This window comes from Enterobacter mori (genome assembly GCF_025244905.1).
Taxonomy (GTDB): domain Bacteria; phylum Pseudomonadota; class Gammaproteobacteria; order Enterobacterales; family Enterobacteriaceae; genus Enterobacter; species Enterobacter mori_A.
In genome coordinates, this window is record NZ_CP104285.1 from 1471887 (window position 1) to 1490343 (window position 18457).

The 18457-nt window shown below is 56.3% G+C and carries 20 protein-coding genes; 12 read left to right on the top strand and 8 right to left on the bottom strand.

The window, feature by feature from the left end; translation table 11 throughout:
• Positions 1-245: 245 nt before the first annotated feature.
• The gene (locus tag N2K86_RS06910) at positions 246-1931 is read right to left on the bottom strand and encodes an aspartate:alanine antiporter (protein ID WP_260660938.1); all 1686 of its coding nucleotides are present in this window, start codon (positions 1929-1931) and stop codon (positions 246-248) included.
• A gap of 273 nt (positions 1932-2204) precedes the next feature.
• On the opposite strand from N2K86_RS06910, the gene N2K86_RS06915 reads away from it, so the two are divergent.
• Positions 2205-2579, top strand: a complete 375-nt coding sequence (locus tag N2K86_RS06915; RefSeq protein WP_042716356.1) for an inner membrane protein YbjM — start codon at positions 2205-2207, stop codon at positions 2577-2579.
• 30 nt (positions 2580-2609) lie between these two features.
• On the opposite strand, the gene N2K86_RS06920 is transcribed toward N2K86_RS06915, so the two are convergent.
• Positions 2610-2879, bottom strand: a complete 270-nt coding sequence (locus N2K86_RS06920; RefSeq protein WP_010429050.1) for a GrxA family glutaredoxin — start codon at positions 2877-2879, stop codon at positions 2610-2612.
• 183 nt (positions 2880-3062) lie between these two features.
• Between N2K86_RS06920 and nfsA the strand changes: the two genes are divergently transcribed.
• From nfsA to N2K86_RS06975, 11 genes are all read left to right on the top strand, one after another.
• Complete coding sequence (gene nfsA, locus N2K86_RS06925) at positions 3063-3785, top strand: nitroreductase NfsA (RefSeq protein ID WP_260660939.1); 723 nt, start codon at positions 3063-3065, stop codon at positions 3783-3785.
• A 69-nt stretch (positions 3786-3854) separates the two neighbouring features.
• Positions 3855-4757: a 30S ribosomal protein S6--L-glutamate ligase gene (gene rimK, locus N2K86_RS06930; protein WP_148399779.1), complete on the top strand. Its 903-nt coding sequence runs from the start codon at positions 3855-3857 to the stop codon at positions 4755-4757.
• A gap of 63 nt (positions 4758-4820) precedes the next feature.
• Complete coding sequence (locus N2K86_RS06935; RefSeq protein ID WP_010429060.1) at positions 4821-5297, top strand: YbjN domain-containing protein; 477 nt, start codon at positions 4821-4823, stop codon at positions 5295-5297.
• 352 nt (positions 5298-5649) lie between these two features.
• The gene (gene potF / locus N2K86_RS06940) at positions 5650-6762 is read left to right on the top strand and encodes a spermidine/putrescine ABC transporter substrate-binding protein PotF (protein WP_260660940.1); all 1113 of its coding nucleotides are present in this window, start codon (positions 5650-5652) and stop codon (positions 6760-6762) included.
• Between the two features lie 103 nt (positions 6763-6865).
• The gene (potG, locus tag N2K86_RS06945; protein ID WP_024907855.1) at positions 6866-7999 is read left to right on the top strand and encodes a putrescine ABC transporter ATP-binding subunit PotG; all 1134 of its coding nucleotides are present in this window, start codon (positions 6866-6868) and stop codon (positions 7997-7999) included.
• A 9-nt stretch (positions 8000-8008) separates the two neighbouring features.
• A complete protein-coding gene (potH, locus tag N2K86_RS06950) occupies positions 8009-8962 on the top strand; it encodes a putrescine ABC transporter permease PotH (protein ID WP_042716351.1) in 954 nt (317 codons plus the stop codon).
• Positions 8959-9804, top strand: a complete 846-nt coding sequence (gene potI, locus N2K86_RS06955; RefSeq protein ID WP_042716350.1) for a putrescine ABC transporter permease PotI — start codon at positions 8959-8961, stop codon at positions 9802-9804. The genes potH and potI overlap by 4 nt, the downstream gene beginning before the upstream one ends.
• Before the next feature lie 65 nt (positions 9805-9869).
• Complete coding sequence (locus tag N2K86_RS06960; protein ID WP_260660941.1) at positions 9870-10343, top strand: YbjO family protein; 474 nt, start codon at positions 9870-9872, stop codon at positions 10341-10343.
• 40 nt (positions 10344-10383) lie between these two features.
• Positions 10384-11523: a 23S rRNA (uracil(747)-C(5))-methyltransferase RlmC gene (gene rlmC, locus N2K86_RS06965; RefSeq protein WP_260660942.1), complete on the top strand. Its 1140-nt coding sequence runs from the start codon at positions 10384-10386 to the stop codon at positions 11521-11523.
• 105 nt (positions 11524-11628) lie between these two features.
• Complete coding sequence (locus N2K86_RS06970; RefSeq protein ID WP_059310675.1) at positions 11629-12336, top strand: response regulator transcription factor; 708 nt, start codon at positions 11629-11631, stop codon at positions 12334-12336.
• Complete coding sequence (locus tag N2K86_RS06975) at positions 12320-13789, top strand: sensor histidine kinase (RefSeq protein ID WP_260660943.1); 1470 nt, start codon at positions 12320-12322, stop codon at positions 13787-13789. Before N2K86_RS06970 ends, N2K86_RS06975 begins: the two co-directional genes overlap by 17 nt.
• 86 nt (positions 13790-13875) lie before the next feature.
• Here the strand turns inward: N2K86_RS06975 and artJ are convergent, their stop codons facing one another.
• The 6 genes from artJ to N2K86_RS07005 all read right to left on the bottom strand — a co-directional run bounded on the left by artJ (position 13876) and on the right by N2K86_RS07005 (position 18401).
• Complete coding sequence (gene artJ, locus N2K86_RS06980; protein ID WP_010429085.1) at positions 13876-14607, bottom strand: arginine ABC transporter substrate-binding protein ArtJ; 732 nt, start codon at positions 14605-14607, stop codon at positions 13876-13878.
• Positions 14608-14786: 179 nt separating this feature from the next.
• Positions 14787-15455: an arginine ABC transporter permease ArtM gene (gene artM / locus N2K86_RS06985; RefSeq protein ID WP_010429086.1), complete on the bottom strand. Its 669-nt coding sequence runs from the start codon at positions 15453-15455 to the stop codon at positions 14787-14789.
• Positions 15455-16171, bottom strand: coding sequence for an arginine ABC transporter permease ArtQ (gene artQ, locus N2K86_RS06990; RefSeq protein ID WP_238459163.1), 717 nt, complete (start codon positions 16169-16171; stop codon positions 15455-15457). The genes artM and artQ overlap by 1 nt, the downstream gene beginning before the upstream one ends.
• Before the next feature lie 6 nt (positions 16172-16177).
• Entirely contained in the window at positions 16178-16909 is a 732-nt protein-coding gene (gene artI, locus N2K86_RS06995) for an arginine ABC transporter substrate-binding protein ArtI (RefSeq protein WP_125914173.1), read from the bottom strand.
• A 19-nt stretch (positions 16910-16928) separates the two neighbouring features.
• Complete coding sequence (gene artP, locus N2K86_RS07000; protein WP_260660944.1) at positions 16929-17657, bottom strand: arginine ABC transporter ATP-binding protein ArtP; 729 nt, start codon at positions 17655-17657, stop codon at positions 16929-16931.
• Between the two features lie 225 nt (positions 17658-17882).
• Positions 17883-18401 (bottom strand): lipoprotein, encoded by a 519-nt coding sequence (locus N2K86_RS07005; RefSeq protein ID WP_010429096.1) that lies wholly within the window; start codon positions 18399-18401, stop codon positions 17883-17885.
• Positions 18402-18457: the final 56 nt, after the last annotated feature.

Here is an 18457-nt window from a genome sequence, read left to right on the forward strand (position 1 = left end):
TGCAGGTCTAATGATTTATATATGGTTAATCATATATGTTTTGATTGCAGGAGAGAAGCAGAGATGAGAAGTACGGGAATTTCAGGCAACAAAAAACCCATCAACCTTGAACCAAAACGGCGGGGTTGATGGGCTCCACAAATTGGGGACATCAAAGAAAAGCAGTGGCACTAGTTATGACTGCCCCCTGATAAAAAAGTTCTGCGCGTAACTAAAATATTTTCCACTACGCGCAAACTTGAGACTTATCCGAGTCCTGGCCAGATGATGATGATCAGCGTACCCGCCAGCGTGAGCAGCACGTTAGCGATAGCATAGGTGCCTGCATACCCCAGCGCAGGGATGTTGCTACGTGCGGTATCGCTGATGATTTCCATAGCAGGCGCACAGGTACGCGCGCCCATCATTGCCCCGAAGAGCAGGGCGCGGTTCATGCGCAGCACGTAGGCGCCGAACAGGAAGCAGATCACCACCGGCACCAGGCTGACGATTAGTCCGGAAACCAACATCTGCCAGCCGACAGCCCCCAGGCTGTGGCCGATGCCGCTACCGGCACTCAAGCCGACGCCCGCCATAAAGACCATCAGACCGAACTCTTTCACCATGTTCAGCGCGCCCTGCGGAATGTAGCCGAAGGTAGGATGGTTCGCTCGCAGGAAGCCCAACATGATCCCGGCGAACAGCAGCCCGGCGGCGTTACCGATGCCGAAGCTGAAGTTGCTGAACTGGAAGGTGATCATCCCGATCATCAGGCCGACAATAAAGAAGGCGCAGAAGGCCAGCAGGTCGGTTACCTGGCTGTGAATGGAGATAAAGCCGATGCGGTCGGCAACGGTTTTCACGCGCCGTGCGTCACCGCTGACCTGCAGAACGTCGCCTTTGTTGAGCACGACGTTGTCGTCGATGGGCATCTCAATCTGGCTGCGGATCACGCGGTTGAGGAAGCAGCCGTGGTCGGTCAGCTTCAGCTGCGCAAGGCGGCGGCCCACGGCGTTATGGTTTTTCACCACGATCTCTTCGGTGACGATACGCATGTCGAGCAGGTCGCGGTCGAACACCTCTTTGCCGTTGCGAAAGCTCGGATCGAGACGGGCATGGGCGTCCGGGTAACCCACCAGCGCGATGTCGTCGCCCATCTGCAGCACCGCGTCGCCGTCCGGGTTTGCCAGAATGCCGTTGCGTCGAATACGTTCGATGTAACAGCCCGTCTGGCGATAAATGCCCAGCTCACGCAGGTTTTTGCCGTCGGTCCAGGCCACCAGCTCTGGCCCGACGCGATAGGCGCGGATCACCGGCAGATAGACTTTACGCTTGGTGTCCGTATCCAGACCGCGCTCGCGAGCAATTGTCTGTGCGCTGGTCTGTAGATCCTGGTGCTGCAGTTTTGGCAGGTAGCGCGCACCCACGATCAGGCTCACCAGGCCAATAAGGTAAGTCAATGCGTAGCCCAGACTCAGGTGGTCGAGCGCAGTGGAAAGCTGTGTGCCCTCCATGCCGGAATGACGCAGGGTATCACCCGCACCCACCAGCACCGGGGTGGATGTCATGGAGCCTGCCAGCATACCGGCCGTTAACCCGATATCCCAGCCAAACAGTTTACCCAGACCTAACGCAATCAGCAGCGCGCTGCCGACCATCACCAGCGCCAGCATCAGGTAATTTTTGCCGTCGCGGAAGAAAATTGAAAAAAAGTTCGGCCCCGCTTCCACGCCAACACAAAAAATAAACAGCATGAAGCCTAAGTTGAGCGCATCCGTGTTAATACTGAAATGCTGCTGACCTAATAATAAAGAGACGACTAAAACGCCAATGGAATTACCCAGTTGAACTGAACCCAGGCGCAATTTACCCAGGCAAAGGCCCAACGCCAGTACCACAAATAATAACAGGATGTAATTCCCATTTAACAAGTCTGCGACGTTTATATTCACGGAGGCTAACTTCTTGTTTACCAGTAAGTTGTTGAATGAAAGGACTATTTGGGCTACTGTTTTCAGGGTCAGGGAAAGACTTTACGACTCCCTGCTTCCTAATAAATTCCCTAAAACATGCGCTGGCGGTTAGTTTAATCGTATTAGCTACCGACAGCCACCTATTATCGCATCAGCCTGTGCGTGCTTTGGCAAGGATTGCCGTACTGCTTTATCTGACTGGGCGTCCACTGGACGAAGTTGTATTTGATAGAGATAAGTCAGGAGGATAGTTTGAACATTAAACGAAACTGGGCGGGCGTGGTCAGCTGCTTTTTGCTGTTTACGGTCGTTTGCATGTCGCTCGCTTTTAATGTGAAGGGGGCATTCAGGGCGTCCGGTCATCCGGAACTGGGTTTGCTCTTTTTCATCCTGCCGGGTGCCGCAGCCAGTTTTCTTTCGCGTAAAGGAGAGGTGATCAAGCCTCTACTCGGGGCCATGCTGGCAGCACCGCTGTGTCTGCTGATGATGCGACTGATGTATGTTCCGACAAGAAGTTTATGGCAGGAGCTGGCGTGGTTACTGAGCGGGGTGTTCTGGTGTGCGCTGGGAGCGCTTTGCTATCTGTTTGTGCGCAGCCTGCTTCACCGGCGCAAACATCCGCAATAAAAACGCCCTCGCGGTGAGGGCGTCTTCGCATTACTGAGCGGCAAACAGGCCCAGGTTTTCTTTGGCGTAGGCTTCAAAGTCAGTGCAGCCGCCAATGTGTTTCTGATCGAGGAAGATCTGCGGTACGGTTTCAACCGGCTTGCCGACGGTTTTTTCGAGATCCGCTTTGGTGATGCCTTCCGCGTGGATATCCACGTAGCGGAAGTTGAAGTCATCGCGCTCTTCGGTCAGTTTCTCAGCCAGCTCTTTCGCGCGCACACAGTAAGGGCACCCTGGACGACCAAAAATTACTGCAAACATTTCTCTCTCCTCAAAAACAAGCCTGACGGCGAATGACACCTATAGTGCCCGATAACCTGCCGCCATTAAAGAAGGTTTCGCCTGTCGCTTTGATACAGTCAGGCTATGTTTCGCCAATTACACCGCGCAAATCATTGCCTATACTGGCTGCCATACGTATTTAGCAAGACAAAGAGAGACAAGATGACACCAACGATTGACCTGCTCCAGTCCCACCGCTCCATTCGCCACTTCACCGATGAGCCGATTACCGAGGCGCAGCGTGCCGCGATTATTGACAGCGCAAGAGCCACCTCCAGCTCCAGCTTCCTGCAGTGCACCTCGATTATCCGCATTACAGACCCGGCTATGCGCGAGCAGTTGGTCACGCTGACCGGCGGGCAGAAGCACGTCGCGCAGGCGGCGGAGTTCTGGGTGTTCTGCGCCGACTTTAACCGCCACCTGCAGATCTGCCCTGAAGCCGAACTGGGGCTGGCCGAACAGCTGCTGCTGGGCGTGGTGGATACTGCGCTGATGGCGCAAAACGCCTTTACGGCGGCGGAGTCTCTGGGGTTAGGCGGCGTCTACATCGGCGGTCTGCGTAACAACATCGAAAGCGTGACCGAGCTGCTGAAGCTGCCAAAACATGTGCTGCCACTCTTCGGCCTGTGCCTCGGCTGGCCTGCGGATAACCCGGATCTGAAGCCGCGCATTCCTGCCGCTATGCTGGTGCACGAAAACCACTACCAGCCGGTCGATCAGGACGTCCTGAATCACTACGATGAAGAGCTGGCGAACTACTACCTGACGCGCGGCAGCAATAACCGTCGCGATACCTGGACTGACCATATTCGTCGCACCATTATTAAAGAAAATCGCCCGTTTATTCTTGATTATCTGCACAAACAGGGCTGGGCGACGCGATAGTCCATTTATCCTGCGCCTGCCTGCGTATATGATACGCAGGCTTTTTCCATGACTTCAGAGAGGTGCAGGGTGAAAATTGCCATATTGTCCCGGGATGGAACGCTCTATTCATGTAAACGCCTGCGTGAGGCGGCGGCGAAACGCGGGCATCAGGTTGAGATCCTCGACCCGATGTCCTGCTATATGAACATCGACCCGGCAGCGTCGTCGATTCACTACAAAGGCCGCAAGTTGCCGCACTTTGATGCGGTGATCCCCCGCATCGGCTCCCAAATCACCTATTACGGTACCGCCGCGCTGCGCCAGTTCGAGATGCTGGGCAGCTATCCGCTCAACGAATCCGTCGCTATATCCCGCGCCCGCGACAAGCTGCGTTCGCTGCAGCTGCTCGCCCGTCAGGGGATCGATCTTCCCGTCACCGGGATTGCCCATTCCCCGGACGACACCAGCGATCTGATCGACATGGTGGGCGGCGCGCCTTTGGTGATCAAGCTGGTGGAGGGCACGCAGGGCATTGGCGTGGTGCTGGCGGAGACGCGTCAGGCGGCGGAGAGCGTGATTGACGCCTTTCGCGGTCTGAATGCGCATATCCTGGTCCAGGAGTATATCGAAGAAGCCAAAGGGCGCGATATACGCTGCTTCGTCGTGGGTAATGAAGTGGTGGCGGCCATTGAGCGCCAGGCGAAAGAGGGCGATTTCCGCTCTAATTTACACCGCGGCGGCATTGCCAGAATCGCGGATATCAGCGAGCGCGAGCGGGAAATTGCCGTGAAAGCGGCGCAAACTCTCGGGCTGGACGTGGCCGGTGTGGATCTTCTGCGGGCGACGCGCGGGCCGCTGGTCATGGAGGTGAATGCCTCGCCGGGGCTGGAAGGCGTGGAAAAAACCACAGGTGTCGATATTGCGGGTAAAATGATCGCATGGATCGAGCGTCATGCCACGCCGGGTTACTGTCTGAAAACGGGCGGTTAAATGGTATTGAGCACGCTTTTTGCGTAATCTATGCAAAGTTTTTATATAAGAGGCTGCACAGCGATGGATTTACAGGTCGTTCCTACACTGGATACGTTACGTCAATGGCTTGATGATGCCGGGATTACGTTCTTTGAATGCGATTCCTGCCAGGCGCTGCATCTGCCTCATATGCAAAATTTCGATGGCATTTTCGATGCTAAAGTCGATCTGATTAACGACGTTATTCTTTTCTCCGCGCTGGCGGAAGTGAAGCCGTCCGCGCTGCTGGCGCTGGCCTCCGATCTTTCGGCCATCAACGCCAGTTCCTTGACGGTGAAAGCATTTCTCGACATACAGGATGATAATCTGCCAAAGCTGGTCGTTTGCCAGTCTTTATTCTCCGGTGCTGGCTTATCCTTTAAGCAGTTCGCCTGGTTTATGCGCTTGAGTGAAGAGCAAATTTCGATGGTCATGATGGAAGCCAATGCACATCATCTGCTGTATAGCGCGGAAGATGACGCAGAGAATAATGATGCATCTCCCAATTTTCTCCACTAAGCCTGTCTGACTTTTGCGCAGTCGCTGCCAGAGCGGCTGCATAACGCCAATTTTTCTGCTGCTTTTAACCTTTCATTAAAGAATTTTTCACCTCCCTGAAGGCTGTTTCGGCTTATCACGTAGACATAACCTGCATAAAAAATTGATAAAAGGCGTTTTTTCGTCTGGGCTATAGCCGGAGACACGGGCTACAGTTATTCTTGCGATGCTTACAAAAAAGCGAGCGGAACCTGCCAGGAAAGGGGTTTATTTTTATTTCGGGCAGAACGACAAACTATGCATGATTTTTGCATATATCCAGATTGCACAGTTTTGGTTCGTTTGTTAACGAGCTTTCAGAAGGAATAACACTATGATCGCCTTGAATAAAAAATGGTTATCGGGTCTGGTTGCGGGTGCTCTGATGGCCGTCTCTGCCGGCACGCTCGCTGCGGAACAAAAAACGCTGCACGTTTATAACTGGTCTGACTATATCGCGCCGGATACGGTCGCGAATTTTGAAAAAGAGACCGGCATTAAAGTGGTCTACGATGTGTTTGATTCCAACGAAGTGCTGGAAGGAAAGCTGATGGCGGGCAGCACCGGTTTTGACCTGGTGGTGCCCTCTGCGAGCTTCCTTGAGCGTCAGCTGACCGCAGGCGTTTTCCAGCCGCTGGATAAGAGCAAATTACCGAACTGGAAAAACCTCGACCCGGAAGTGCTGAAGCTGGTGGCGAAGCACGACCCGGACAACAAATACGCGATGCCTTATCTGTGGGCGACCACCGGTATCGGCTACAACGTCGATAAGGTGAAAGCGGCGCTCGGCCCGGACGTCAAGCTGGACAGCTGGGACGTGGTGCTGAAGCCGGAAAACCTTGAGAAGCTGAAAAGCTGCGGCGTCTCCTTCCTCGATGCGCCGGAGGAGATTTTCGCGACCGTGCTGAACTATCTGGGCAAAGACCCGAACAGCAACAAGGCCAATGACTACACCGGGCCAGCGACCGATCTGCTGCTGAAGCTGCGTCCAAATATTCGCTACTTCCACTCTTCCCAGTACATCAACGACCTGGCAAACGGCGACATCTGCGTGGCGATTGGTTGGGCTGGGGACGTGTGGCAGGCGGCTAACCGCGCGAAAGAGGCGAAAAACGGCGTGAACGTCTCTTACTTCATTCCAAAAGAGGGGGCGCTGGCGTTCTTCGATGTCTTTGCGATGCCTGCTGATGCGAAGAACAAAGACGAAGCCTATCAGTTCCTCAACTATCTGATGCGTCCTGACGTGATTGCCCACATCAGCGACCACGTTTACTACGCGAACGGTAACAAGGCCTCCGTACCGCTGGTGAGCGAAGAGATCCGCAATAACCCGGCGATTTATCCACCGGCGGATGTGTTTGCCAAGCTGTTCACCCTGAAAGTTCAGGATCCAAAAATTGACCGCGTGCGTACCCGCGCGTGGACCAAGGTGAAGAGCGGTAAATAAGTTACCGTGAGTCGTAGGCCGGGCAAGCGTTAGCGCCCCCGGCAACAGGCGCACCGTTCTGGTGCGCCTGCACCATGATTTGATCTCTACCGGAGAACACCCCGTGAATGACGCGATCCCCCGCCCGCAGGCGAAAGTCCGTAAAGCGCTGACCCCGCTGCTTGAAATTCGTAACCTCACCAAATCTTTCGACGGCCAGCATGCCGTGGACGACGTCAGCCTGACGATCTACAAAGGCGAAATATTCGCGCTGCTGGGCGCATCCGGCTGTGGAAAATCCACCCTGCTGCGTATGTTGGCGGGCTTTGAACAGCCTACCGCCGGGCAAATCATGCTTGATGGCGTGGATCTCTCCAGCGTGCCGCCGTATCAGCGTCCGATTAACATGATGTTCCAGTCCTACGCGCTGTTTCCACACATGACGGTGGAGCAGAACATCGCCTTTGGCCTGAAGCAGGACAAACTGCCGAAGGCCGAAATTACCGCGCGCGTGGCCGAAATGCTGAGCCTGGTGCACATGCAGGAGTTCGCGAAGCGCAAGCCTCACCAGCTCTCCGGCGGCCAGCGTCAGCGCGTGGCGCTGGCCCGCAGTCTGGCAAAACGCCCGAAATTATTGCTGCTCGATGAGCCGATGGGTGCCCTGGATAAAAAACTGCGCGACCGTATGCAGTTAGAAGTGGTGGACATCCTCGAGCGCGTGGGGGTGACCTGCGTGATGGTGACCCACGACCAGGAAGAGGCGATGACCATGGCCGGACGTATCGCGATCATGAACCGCGGTAAGTTCGTGCAGATCGGCGAGCCGGAAGAGATTTACGAGCACCCAACCACCCGCTACAGCGCGGAGTTCATCGGCTCGGTGAACGTCTTCGAAGGGCTGCTGAAAGATCGTCAGGAAGATGGACTGGTCATCGAATCGCCGGGGCTGCAGCATCCGCTGAAGGTCGATCCGGATAACTCCGTGGTGGATAACGTGCCGGTTTACGTCGCGCTACGTCCGGAGAAAATCATGCTCTGTGAGGATCCGCCTGCCGATGGCTATAACTTTGCCGTGGGCGAAGTGGTGCACATTGCCTATCTGGGCGACCTGTCTATTTACCATGTGCGTCTGAAAAGCGGACAAATGCTCAGCGCCCAGTTGCAGAACGAACACCGCTATCGCAAGGGGCAGCCGACCTGGGGTGACGAAGTGCGCCTGTGCTGGGATGCGGACAGCTGCGTTGTACTGACGGTATAAGGAGCGATCATGAGTACACTTGAACCTCCAGCCCGCGTCAAAAAACCGGGCGGTTTTGCCCACTGGCTGGCGCGTATGCAGATGAACCATGGCCGCAAGCTGGTGATCGCCATGCCGTATATCTGGCTGATCCTGCTGTTCCTGCTGCCGTTCCTGATTGTTTTCAAGATCAGCCTGGCGGAAATGGCGCGGGCGATCCCGCCGTATACCAACCTGCTGGACTGGGCCGACGGACAGCTGACGCTGACCTTAAACCTGGGCAATTTCCTGCAGCTCACCGACGATCCGCTCTATTTCGAAGCGTATTTGCAGTCGCTGCAGGTGGCGGCGATCTCGACGATCTGTTGCCTTCTCATGGGCTATCCGCTGGCCTGGGCGGTCGCGCACAGCAAGCCGTCGACGCGTAATATTCTGCTGCTGCTGGTGATTTTGCCGTCGTGGACCTCGTTCCTGATCCGCGTTTACGCGTGGATGGGGATCCTGAAAAACAACGGCATACTGAACAACTTTCTGATGTGGCTTGGGGTGATCGACCAGCCATTGACCATCCTGCACACCAACCTCGCGGTCTATATCGGGATTGTTTACGCCTATCTGCCGTTTATGGTACTGCCGATCTATACGGCCCTGACGCGTATAGATTACTCGCTGGTGGAAGCGTCGCTCGATCTCGGCGCGCGCCCGTTAAAAACCTTCTTCAGCGTGATTGTCCCGCTGACCAAAGGCGGGATTATTGCCGGGTCAATGCTGGTCTTTATCCCGGCGGTAGGGGAGTTTGTGATCCCGGAACTGCTCGGCGGCCCGGACAGCATCATGATTGGCCGCGTGCTGTGGCAGGAGTTCTTCAATAACCGCGACTGGCCGGTGGCCTCGGCGGTGGCGATCGTGATGCTGTTGCTGCTGATCGTGCCGATCATGTGGTTCCACAAGCATCAGCAGAAACAGATGGGAGACCACGGATGAACAACTTACCGGTAGTGCGCTCCCCGTGGCGAATCGCGATTCTGGTGATTGGCTTTACCTTCCTGTATGCGCCGATGCTGATGCTGGTGATCTACTCCTTCAACAGCTCTAAGCTGGTAACGGTCTGGGCGGGCTGGTCGACGCGCTGGTACAGCGAGCTGTTCCACGACGATGCGATGATGAGCGCGGTGGGGCTGAGCCTGACCATAGCCGCACTCGCGGCCACGATGGCCTGTGTTCTGGGCACCATCGCCGCGCTGGTGATGGTGCGCTTCGGGCGTTTTCGCGGTTCGAACGGCTTTGCCTTTATGATCACCGCGCCGCTGGTGATGCCGGATGTGATCACCGGCCTGTCGCTGCTGCTGCTGTTTGTTGCCCTGGCGCACGCCATCGGCTGGCCGGCGGATCGCGGCATGCTCACCATCTGGCTGGCCCACGTCACCTTCTGTACCGCCTACGTGGCGGTGGTGATCTCCTCGCGCCTGCGCGAGCTGGATCGCTCCATTGAAGAGGCGGCGATGGATCTCGGCGCCACGCCGCTGAAGGTCTTTTTCATCATCACGCTGCCGATGATTATGCCGGCGGTGATCTCCGGCTGGCTGCTGGCGTTTACGCTCTCGCTCGACGATCTGGTTATCGCCAGCTTTGTTTCCGGGCCGGGCGCGACGACGCTGCCGATGCTGGTCTTCTCCAGCGTGCGTATGGGGGTGAATCCGGAGATCAACGCCCTGGCGTCAATTATCCTCGGCGTAGTCGGAATTGTCGGATTTATCGCCTGGTATTTGATGGCGCGCGCGGAAAAGCAGCGGGTGCGTGATATCCAGCGTGCAAGACGCGGCTGAAGCATTTAAAATTTCCAGTGAAGTGCCGCGCATGACGCGGCACTGTTTTTCAGGGAAGTAAAACATTGGGATTCTTTCAAAAAACACGTCATACGCATGCTCGTCCGAACGTTCCTGCGCTGGTGCAGGTGGCGGCGCTCGCCATTATTATGATCCGCTGTCTGGACGTGCTGATGATTCTGAACACCTTAGGCGCCCGCGGCATCGGTGAATTCATTCACCGCAGCGTACAGACGTGGAATCTGACGCTGGTTTTTTTTAGCAGCCTGGTGCTGGTGTTTATTGAAATCTACTGTGCATTCTCGCTGGTCAAAGGGCGTAACTGGGCGCGCTGGGTCTATTTGCTGACGCAAATTACCGCGGCCAGCTATCTGTGGGCCGCCTCGCTGGGATATGGTTATCCGGAACTGTTCAGCATTCCCGGCGAGTCGCGACGTGAGATTTTCCATGCGCTGGTCATGCAAAAACTGCCGGACATGCTGGTCCTGTTCCTGCTGTTTGTTCCCGCCTCCAGCCGGCGGTTCTTCCGCCTGCAATAATGTGTATAATCTCAGCCCTCGTTTTCCTTAAGGTTTTCATATGCAGTGCGCACTCTTTGACGCCGGACGCTGCCGCTCTTGTCAGTGGATAGAACAGCCGGTTCCTCAACAACTCACCGCCAAAATGGCCGACCTGCAACAGCTGCTGGCAGCACACGCGGTGGGCGAGTGGTGCGCACCCGTCAGCGGCCCGGAGCAGGGCTTTCGCAATAAAGCCAAAATGGTCGTCAGCGGCAGCGTTGAAAAACCGCTGCTGGGAATGCTGCACCGCGACGGCACGCCGGAAGATTTAACCGACTGTCCGCTGTATCCTGCCTCGTTTGAGCCCGTCTTTGCCGCGCTGAAACCGTTTATCGCGCGTGCGGGCTTAACGCCTTACAACGTCGCCCGCAAGCGCGGCGAGCTGAAATACCTTCTGCTGACCGAAAGCCAGATTGACGGCGGCATGATGCTGCGCTTCGTTCTGCGCTCCGAATCCAAGCTGGAGCAGCTGCGCGCGGCGCTGCCGTGGCTGCAGGAACAGCTTGTGCAGCTTAAGGTCATTACCGCAAATATTCAGCCGGTGCATATGGCGATCATGGAAGGGGAGAAAGAGATTTTCTTTACCGAACAGCACGCGCTGGCCGAGAATTTCAACGGCGTGCCGCTGTGGATCCGCCCGCAAAGTTTCTTCCAGACTAACCCGACCGTGGCAAGCAGCCTGTACGCCACCGCCCGCGACTGGGTGCGCGCGTTAGGCATCCATCATATGTGGGATCTCTTCTGCGGCGTGGGCGGCTTTGGGCTGCACTGCGCGACGCCAGAGATGCAGCTCACCGGGATTGAGATCTCAGCCGAAGCGATTGCCTGCGCGAAGCAGTCTGCCTCTGAACTGGGGTTAACGAATCTGCACTTCCAGGCGCTGGACTCCACGCAGTTCGCCACCGGCCAGGGCAACGTGCCGGAACTGGTGCTGGTGAACCCGCCGCGTCGTGGCATCGGAAAAGCGCTGTGCGACTACCTGAGCCAGATGGCGCCCGATTTTATCGTTTACTCTAGCTGCAACGCGCAGACCATGGCGAAAGACATCGCTAATCTGCCTGGCTACCATATTGAGCGCATTCAGCTTTTCGATATGTTCCCGCATACCGCGCATTATGAAGTGTTGACGTTGTTAACCCGTAGGCCGGGTAAGGCGTAGCCGCCACCCGGCATGAATCCCGCATAATGTTCAACAAAATGTGAACTCTTCCTCCCTGCGAAATCAGGTAAGCTTACGTCATAAGAAATGATTGAAGGCTTACCCATGAAGCAGATCCTGCTGGTGGAAGACGACCACGATATCGCGGCGCTTCTGCGACTCAATTTAGAAGACGAAGGCTACGCCATCACCCACGAGCCCGACGGGGGCAACGCCCTTCAGCGTCTTGAAAAACAGCCGTGGGATGCGGTGATCCTCGACCTGATGCTGCCCAACGTTGACGGTCTGGAGATTTGCCGCCGCATCCGTCAGATGACGCGCTACCTGCCGGTGATCATCATCAGCGCCCGCAGCAGCGAAACTGACCGCATCACCGGGCTGGAAACCGGTGCTGATGACTACCTCGCCAAACCTTTCTCGGTGCAGGAGCTGATTGCGCGCATCAAAGCACTGTTCCGCCGCCAGCAGGCGATGGGGCAGGCGCAAACCGATGGTCAAATTCAGGCTCACGGCCTGACCATCGATCCGCTGGCGCGCAGCGTGCTGCTTCACGGCCAGGTGGTTGATCTCACCCCGCGCGAATTCGAACTGCTGTACTTCTTTGCCCGCCATCCCGGTGAGGTGTTTTCGCGTCTCGCCCTGCTGGAGCAGGTTTGGGGCTATCAGCACGAAGGTTACGAGCACACCGTTAACACCCATATTAACCGCCTGCGCATCAAGATTGAGAAGGACGCCGCCGAGCCGGAGATTATTCGCACCGTCTGGGGCAAGGGCTATAAATTTGCGGAGCCACATCATGATGCGCCGCTTTAGCCTGAGCCAGCGCCTGACGCTGCTGTTTATTCTGCTGATGATGCTCTGCGCCACCGTTACCTGCGCGGTACAGCTCTACACCAGCATGCAGTACGGTAACGCGATGGTGCAGCGGCTGTCGGGAGGACTGGCGCAGCAGATTGTTCAGCGCGAACCTATTCTGGACGCGCAGGGCAGGGTCGACCGAACGGCACTCAAGCCGCTGTTCGATCGGCTGATGACCTTTAATCCGAGCGTTGAGCTGTACGTCGTCTCCCCGGACGGCGATATCCTGGCCGATGCCGCACCGCCGGGCCACATTCAGCGGCAAAAAATCGACCTGGCGCCGGTTCAGACCTTCCTGAGCGGGACTGCCATACCGGTCCTGGGCGACGATCCGCGCAGCCAAAATAAAAAGGTCTTTAGCGCCACGCCGCTGCGGCAGGACGGCGAGCTAAAAGGCTATCTGTACATTATTTTGCAGGGCGAGGAGTCGAACGCGCTGGCGGAGATGGCCTGGCATAAGGCGCTGTGGAGCACGGTGCTGTGGTCATTGCTGTGGGTCGCGCTGTTTGGCCTGCTGGCGGGGTTGCTGGTCTGGTACTGGGTCACACGGCCGGTAAAACAGCTGACGGTGGAGGTTGCCGGGCTGGAGCAGGACAGCATCAGCGCAATCAGGCAGCTGGCGGCGCAGCCGTCGGACGCGGCGGCAAAGGATGAAGTGGCGATCCTGCGCAACAGCTTTATCGAGCTGGCGCGCAAAATCACCCGCCAGTGGGACCAGCTGGCCGACAGCGATCGCCAGCGCCGGGAGTTTATCGCCAACATTTCGCACGACCTTCGCACGCCGCTCACCTCGCTGCTGGGCTACCTGGAAACCCTGTCGCTAAAATCCGCGACCCTGACGCCGCAGGAGCACCAGCAGTATCTCTCTACCGCGCTCCGACAGGGGCAAAAGGTACGCCATCTTTCACAGCAGCTGTTTGAGCTGGCGCGCCTCGAGCACGGCGGCATTAAACCGCAGCGCGAGCGGTTCGCGATGGCGGAGCTGATTTCCGACGTGGCGCAGAAGTTTGAGCTCACCGCCCGCACGCGCGAGGTGAATCTGCATATTGACGTGCCGGGACCGCTGCCGCAGGTGTTTGCCGATGTGTCGATGATCGAGCGTGTGGTGACCAACCTGCTCGATAACGCAATGCGCCATACGCCGACCGGCGGGGAAATTCGTCTGGCGGTCTGGCAGGAGAATGAACAGCTTCAGGTCGAAGTGGCAGACAGCGGAACGGGCGTCGATGCCGCGCTGCGAGACGATCTGTTCCAGCGGCCGTCGGCATTGACGACCCAGGCATCGCGAGAGGATCGCGGTGGATTAGGGCTGCTGATTGTTAATCGAATGCTGGAATTGCACGGCGGCGGGATCAGGCTGATGGAGTCGGCGAGCGGGGCGCGGTTCAGGTTCTTTGTGCCGCTGTGAGGGAGTGCCGGGTGGCGCTGCGCTTACCCGGCCTGGAACTCCCCCCGTAGGCCGGGTAAGGCGCAGCCGTCACCCGGCAAAAACCATTACTGCGGGAACCACTGGTCGCTGATTTTCTGATACGTACCGTCGGCTTTAATCGCTTTCAGCGCACCGTTCAGTTTTTCCAGCAGGGCCTTGTTATCAGGACGTACCGCGATACCCAAGCCTGTACCAAAGTACTGTGGATCGGTCACCTTCTCGGTTGCGGTCCCCAGCTGCGGATTGGTTTTCAGCCATTCGTTCACCACGGCGGTATCGCCGAACACACCGTCGATGCGGCCGTTTTTCAGGTCGATAATCGCATTCTGGTAACTGTCATAGGCCACGGTTTTCACTTCAGGATGTTTGTCCTGCAGGTATTTCTGGTGCGTGGTGCCGTTTTCCATCCCGATGCGTTTGCCTTTCAGCTGGTCGAATGAGGTGTACGCGCCTTTCTTCGCAATCACCACCGCAGAGTTCGCGTAGTACGGGTCGGTGAAGGAGACCTGCTTGCTGCGCTCTGGCGTGATGTCCATCCCGGAGATCACCGCGTCGTATTTCTTGAATTTCAGCGACGGGATCAGGCTGTCGAAGGCATGGTTGGTAAAGGTGCAGTCGGCCTGCATTTGTTTGCACAGCGCTTTCGCCAGATCGATGTCAAAACCGACGATCTGGTTGCTGGCATCCAGCGATTCAAACGGCGGATAGGTGGCGGAAACGCCGAAATTGATTTTGTCTGCGGCGGATGCGCCAGCGGCGAAGGTTGCCAGTAATGCGGCCAGAACTAACTTTTTCATTGTAATGCTCCCGTCTGTCTATCTTGTCATTATGCGCCGTGTCTGCGGCATGGATGTACAATGCCAGTTAATGAATTTATATGCAATAAATATGATTAAATATTGTATCTCACACAAAAAAAAGCGGATAACCCATCGGGTTACCCGCCTTTGATATACAGATTTATGCATTTGCCAGGTTAATTTCTGCGCTCAAAAGCCAGCGCTTTACGCTCGATCAGGCGCATCATCAGCGTCAGCAGACCGTTGACCACCAGATACACCAGCCCCGCCGCACCAAACACCATGACGTCGTAGGTGCGTCCGTACAGCAGCTGTCCGTGGCCCATCACTTCCATCAGCGTGATGGTGTAGGCCAGAGAAGTACTCTTGAACACCAGCACCACTTCGTTGGAATAGGAAGAGAGTGCGCGCTTGAAGGCGTACGGCAGCAGGATCGCCAGCGTGTCTTTCTTGCTCATGCCAAGCGCCCCGCATGACTGCCATTGTCCTTCCGGGATAGCGCGGATCGCCCCGTAGAACAGTTGGGTAGTATAGGCCGCACTGTTCAGTGAGAGCGCAATCAAGGCACACAGCCACGGCTCAGAGAGCAGATGCCAGATAACCGGATACTCCTGCAGCGACGGGAACTGGCCCGGGCCATAGTAAATCAGGAAGATCTGCACCAGCAGCGGCGTGCCGGTAAACAGGGTGATGTAGGCGCGCACGATCCACACCAGCACCGGCGTTTTCAGCGTCAGGATGATGGTAAAGATCAGCGCCAGGATCAGCGCCACGACGATGGACGCCACGGTCAGCGTCAGGCTGGTGTGCAGCCCCTTCATCAGCTCGGGTAAGTAGTCAAGCATCAGCCCGGTCTCCGTTCAAAACGCGTTGCACGCAGGTCGATGCGCTTGAGGATGTACTGACTCAGCAACGTGATCACCAGGTAGATCGCCGCCGCCACGATGTACCAGGTAAACGGCTCCTGGGTACGGGTGGCGATACTTTTGGTCTGCAGCATTAAATCGTTCACGCTGATGAGGCTCACCAACGCGGTATCTTTCAGCAACACCAGCCACTGGTTACCCAGTCCCGGCAGGGCATGACGCCACATCTGCGGCATCACCAGGCGGAAAAAGATCGCCGCTTTCGACATGCCGAGCGCCTGACCGGATTCCCACTGTCCTTGCGGAACCGCCTTCAGCGCCCCGCGCAGCGTTTGTGACGCATAGGCAGAGTAGAGAAGAGAAAGGGCAATCACGCCGCACAGGAACGGGCTGACGTCAAAGTTTTCAATCTGCATCTGCACCGGGATCTGCGCAAAGCCGAGATTAAGGGTAAAGCCGTCCGAGAGCGTCAGCAGCAGCTGTGAGGAGCCGAAATAGATAAACAGGACCACCAGAATTTCCGGCAGCCCGCGCAGCACGGTCACCAGTGCGGAACCCGTCCAGGCGACGGGGAACCATTTTGCTGATTCCCACACCGCAAAGAACATTGCCAGCACAAGGCCGATAATCAGTGCGCAAACGGCAAGGCCGACGGTCATCCCGGCGGCGCTTGCTAATGGAAGAATTTCATTCATCAGGAATTACTTCTGGAACCATTTTTGGTAGATGGTTTCGTAGGTGCCGTCTTTCTTCACTTTTTCCAGCGCAGCGTTGAATTTCTGCTGCAGCTCAGTGTTGCCCTGACGCACGGCGATGCCCAGACCGGTACCGAAATAGGCTTTATCGGTCACTTTGTCGCCGACTGGCGCCAGCTTGTCGTTGGCTTTCAGCCATTCAGTGACCACCGCGGTATCACCAAATACGCCGTCGATACGGCCGTTCTGCAGATCCAGCTTCGCGTTCTGGTAGCTGTCATACGGAACGGTGGTGATTTCCGGGTGCTTATCCATGATGAATTTCTGGTGGGTGGTGCCGTTCTGCACGCCCACTTTCTTGCCTTTCAACTGGTCGATGGAAGTGAACTTGCCTTTCTGACCAATAAACAGGGCGGAGTTATCGTAGTAAGGGGTAGAGAACAGCACCTGCTTTTCACGCTCAGGGGTGATGTCCATACCGGCCATTACGGCGTCGATACGGCGGAACTTCAGGCTCGGGATCAGGCTGTCGAACGCCTGGTTGCTGAAGGTACAGGTCGCGTCGATCTCTTTACACAGGGCGTTAGCCAGGTCTACGTCGAAGCCAACAATCTTGTTGTTCGCATCGATGGACTCAAACGGAGGATAAGACGCCTCGGTGGCGAAACGAATGGTCTGGGCTGCGGTAGCGGAAAGGCTGACGCTAGCAAGCAGCGCGGCAATCAATACTTTTTTCATTATCATTTTCCCTAACACATCAGTGAGATAAGTAATTTTTGAAGGCATCGGTTTGCGGGTTAGTAAAGCAGCTCGCGTCACCTTGCTCGACGATATACCCGTTTTCCATGTAAACCACACGGCTGGCGGTTTTGCGCGCCACTTCCACTTCGTGGGTCACGATGACCTGGGTAATGTTGGTTTCCGCCAGCTCGCGAATAATGCTCACGATCTGGGCGGTGATTTCCGGGTCCAGCGCCGCAGTCGGTTCGTCAAACAGCAGAACCGCTGGCTCCATCATGAGCGCGCGTGCAATCGCTACGCGCTGCTGCTGACCGCCGGAGAGGTGTAAAGGATAGCGATCGCTGTATGGCTTAAGACGCAGACGTTCCAGCAGCTTTTCGGCACGCGACATCGCCTGGTCCTTGCTTAAACCGAGCACGCGGCAGGGCGCTTCAATCAGGTTTTGCAGAACGGTCAGGTGCGGCCAGAGATTATATTGCTGAAAGACCATGCCGACATTTTGACGCAGTTCACGAATCGCTTTATCAGAAGGCGTTTTCGCAAAATCAAAATGGTTACCGGCAATCGCCAGCGTACCTGAGCGGGGCATTTCAAGCAGATTAAGAACACGCAGAAGGGAACTTTTGCCTGCGCCGCTTGGGCCGAGCAAAACCAGTGTTTCGCCCTCCGGGCAGTTCAGCGTGATGTCGAACAGCGCCTGGTGTGCGCCGTAGAAGCAGTTAATGCCGTTTAGTTTAATACTCATCGGGGCAGTCTTTACTCATCCAGGCAATCTATAGCAATTGAGGCCGCAGATAGTACCGTTGACAGAATAGTTATGCAATATTTCTGCGTTAAAAGTTAAATATAACCCGTGTTTCCTCTTAAACATAGCACAAAATAGCGAACGGAAAGGGGGGCGAGTATAAATGTCGGCATTCCGCGAGAAATGCCGGACATTTTACGGGGTTAACAATTTTTTACTGATGAGTTAGCGGTTCTCAATCGACTGGCGCAGCGTGCCTGCCGGGGCATGAACGCTGCCGCCGATGTAACGTACGTCGTCGACGGCCCAGCACTGGCCTTCACGGATCATCAGCACTTCATCCTGCCAGGACTGGGTGCCCTGCGTCAGCTTCACGCGCAGCGGGATATTTCGCGCATCGGTGTTTGGGATAGTGGAAGCACTCGCGACCTCGGCGCTGTCGGGCAGCGTTGCGCGGCTGGAGAACGGGTCCGATTGAAGCAGCGCATTATGCTGCGGATCGCGGGTCGCATCGTTCAGCAGTTTGGCCAGACCGTCGCTCAAATACGGCCGAAGGGCAGTAAGATCGTTACCGCGGTGCTGAATACGATAATCATAGAACTGTTGCGCCACGGTATCCGGGCCACCGTCAATGCAGGGGCCGCTGCGGGTACCGATATCCTTAAAGGCTGGCGTGACCGGGGTGGTGCACGCGCTGAGCACCAGCGCGCAAGGCACTAAAAGCGTTAAAGCAGAGTAGCGCATGTTGATTTCCTTATTTATTAACTATCCTTTCAATCATAGCGTAACGAACCGATAAT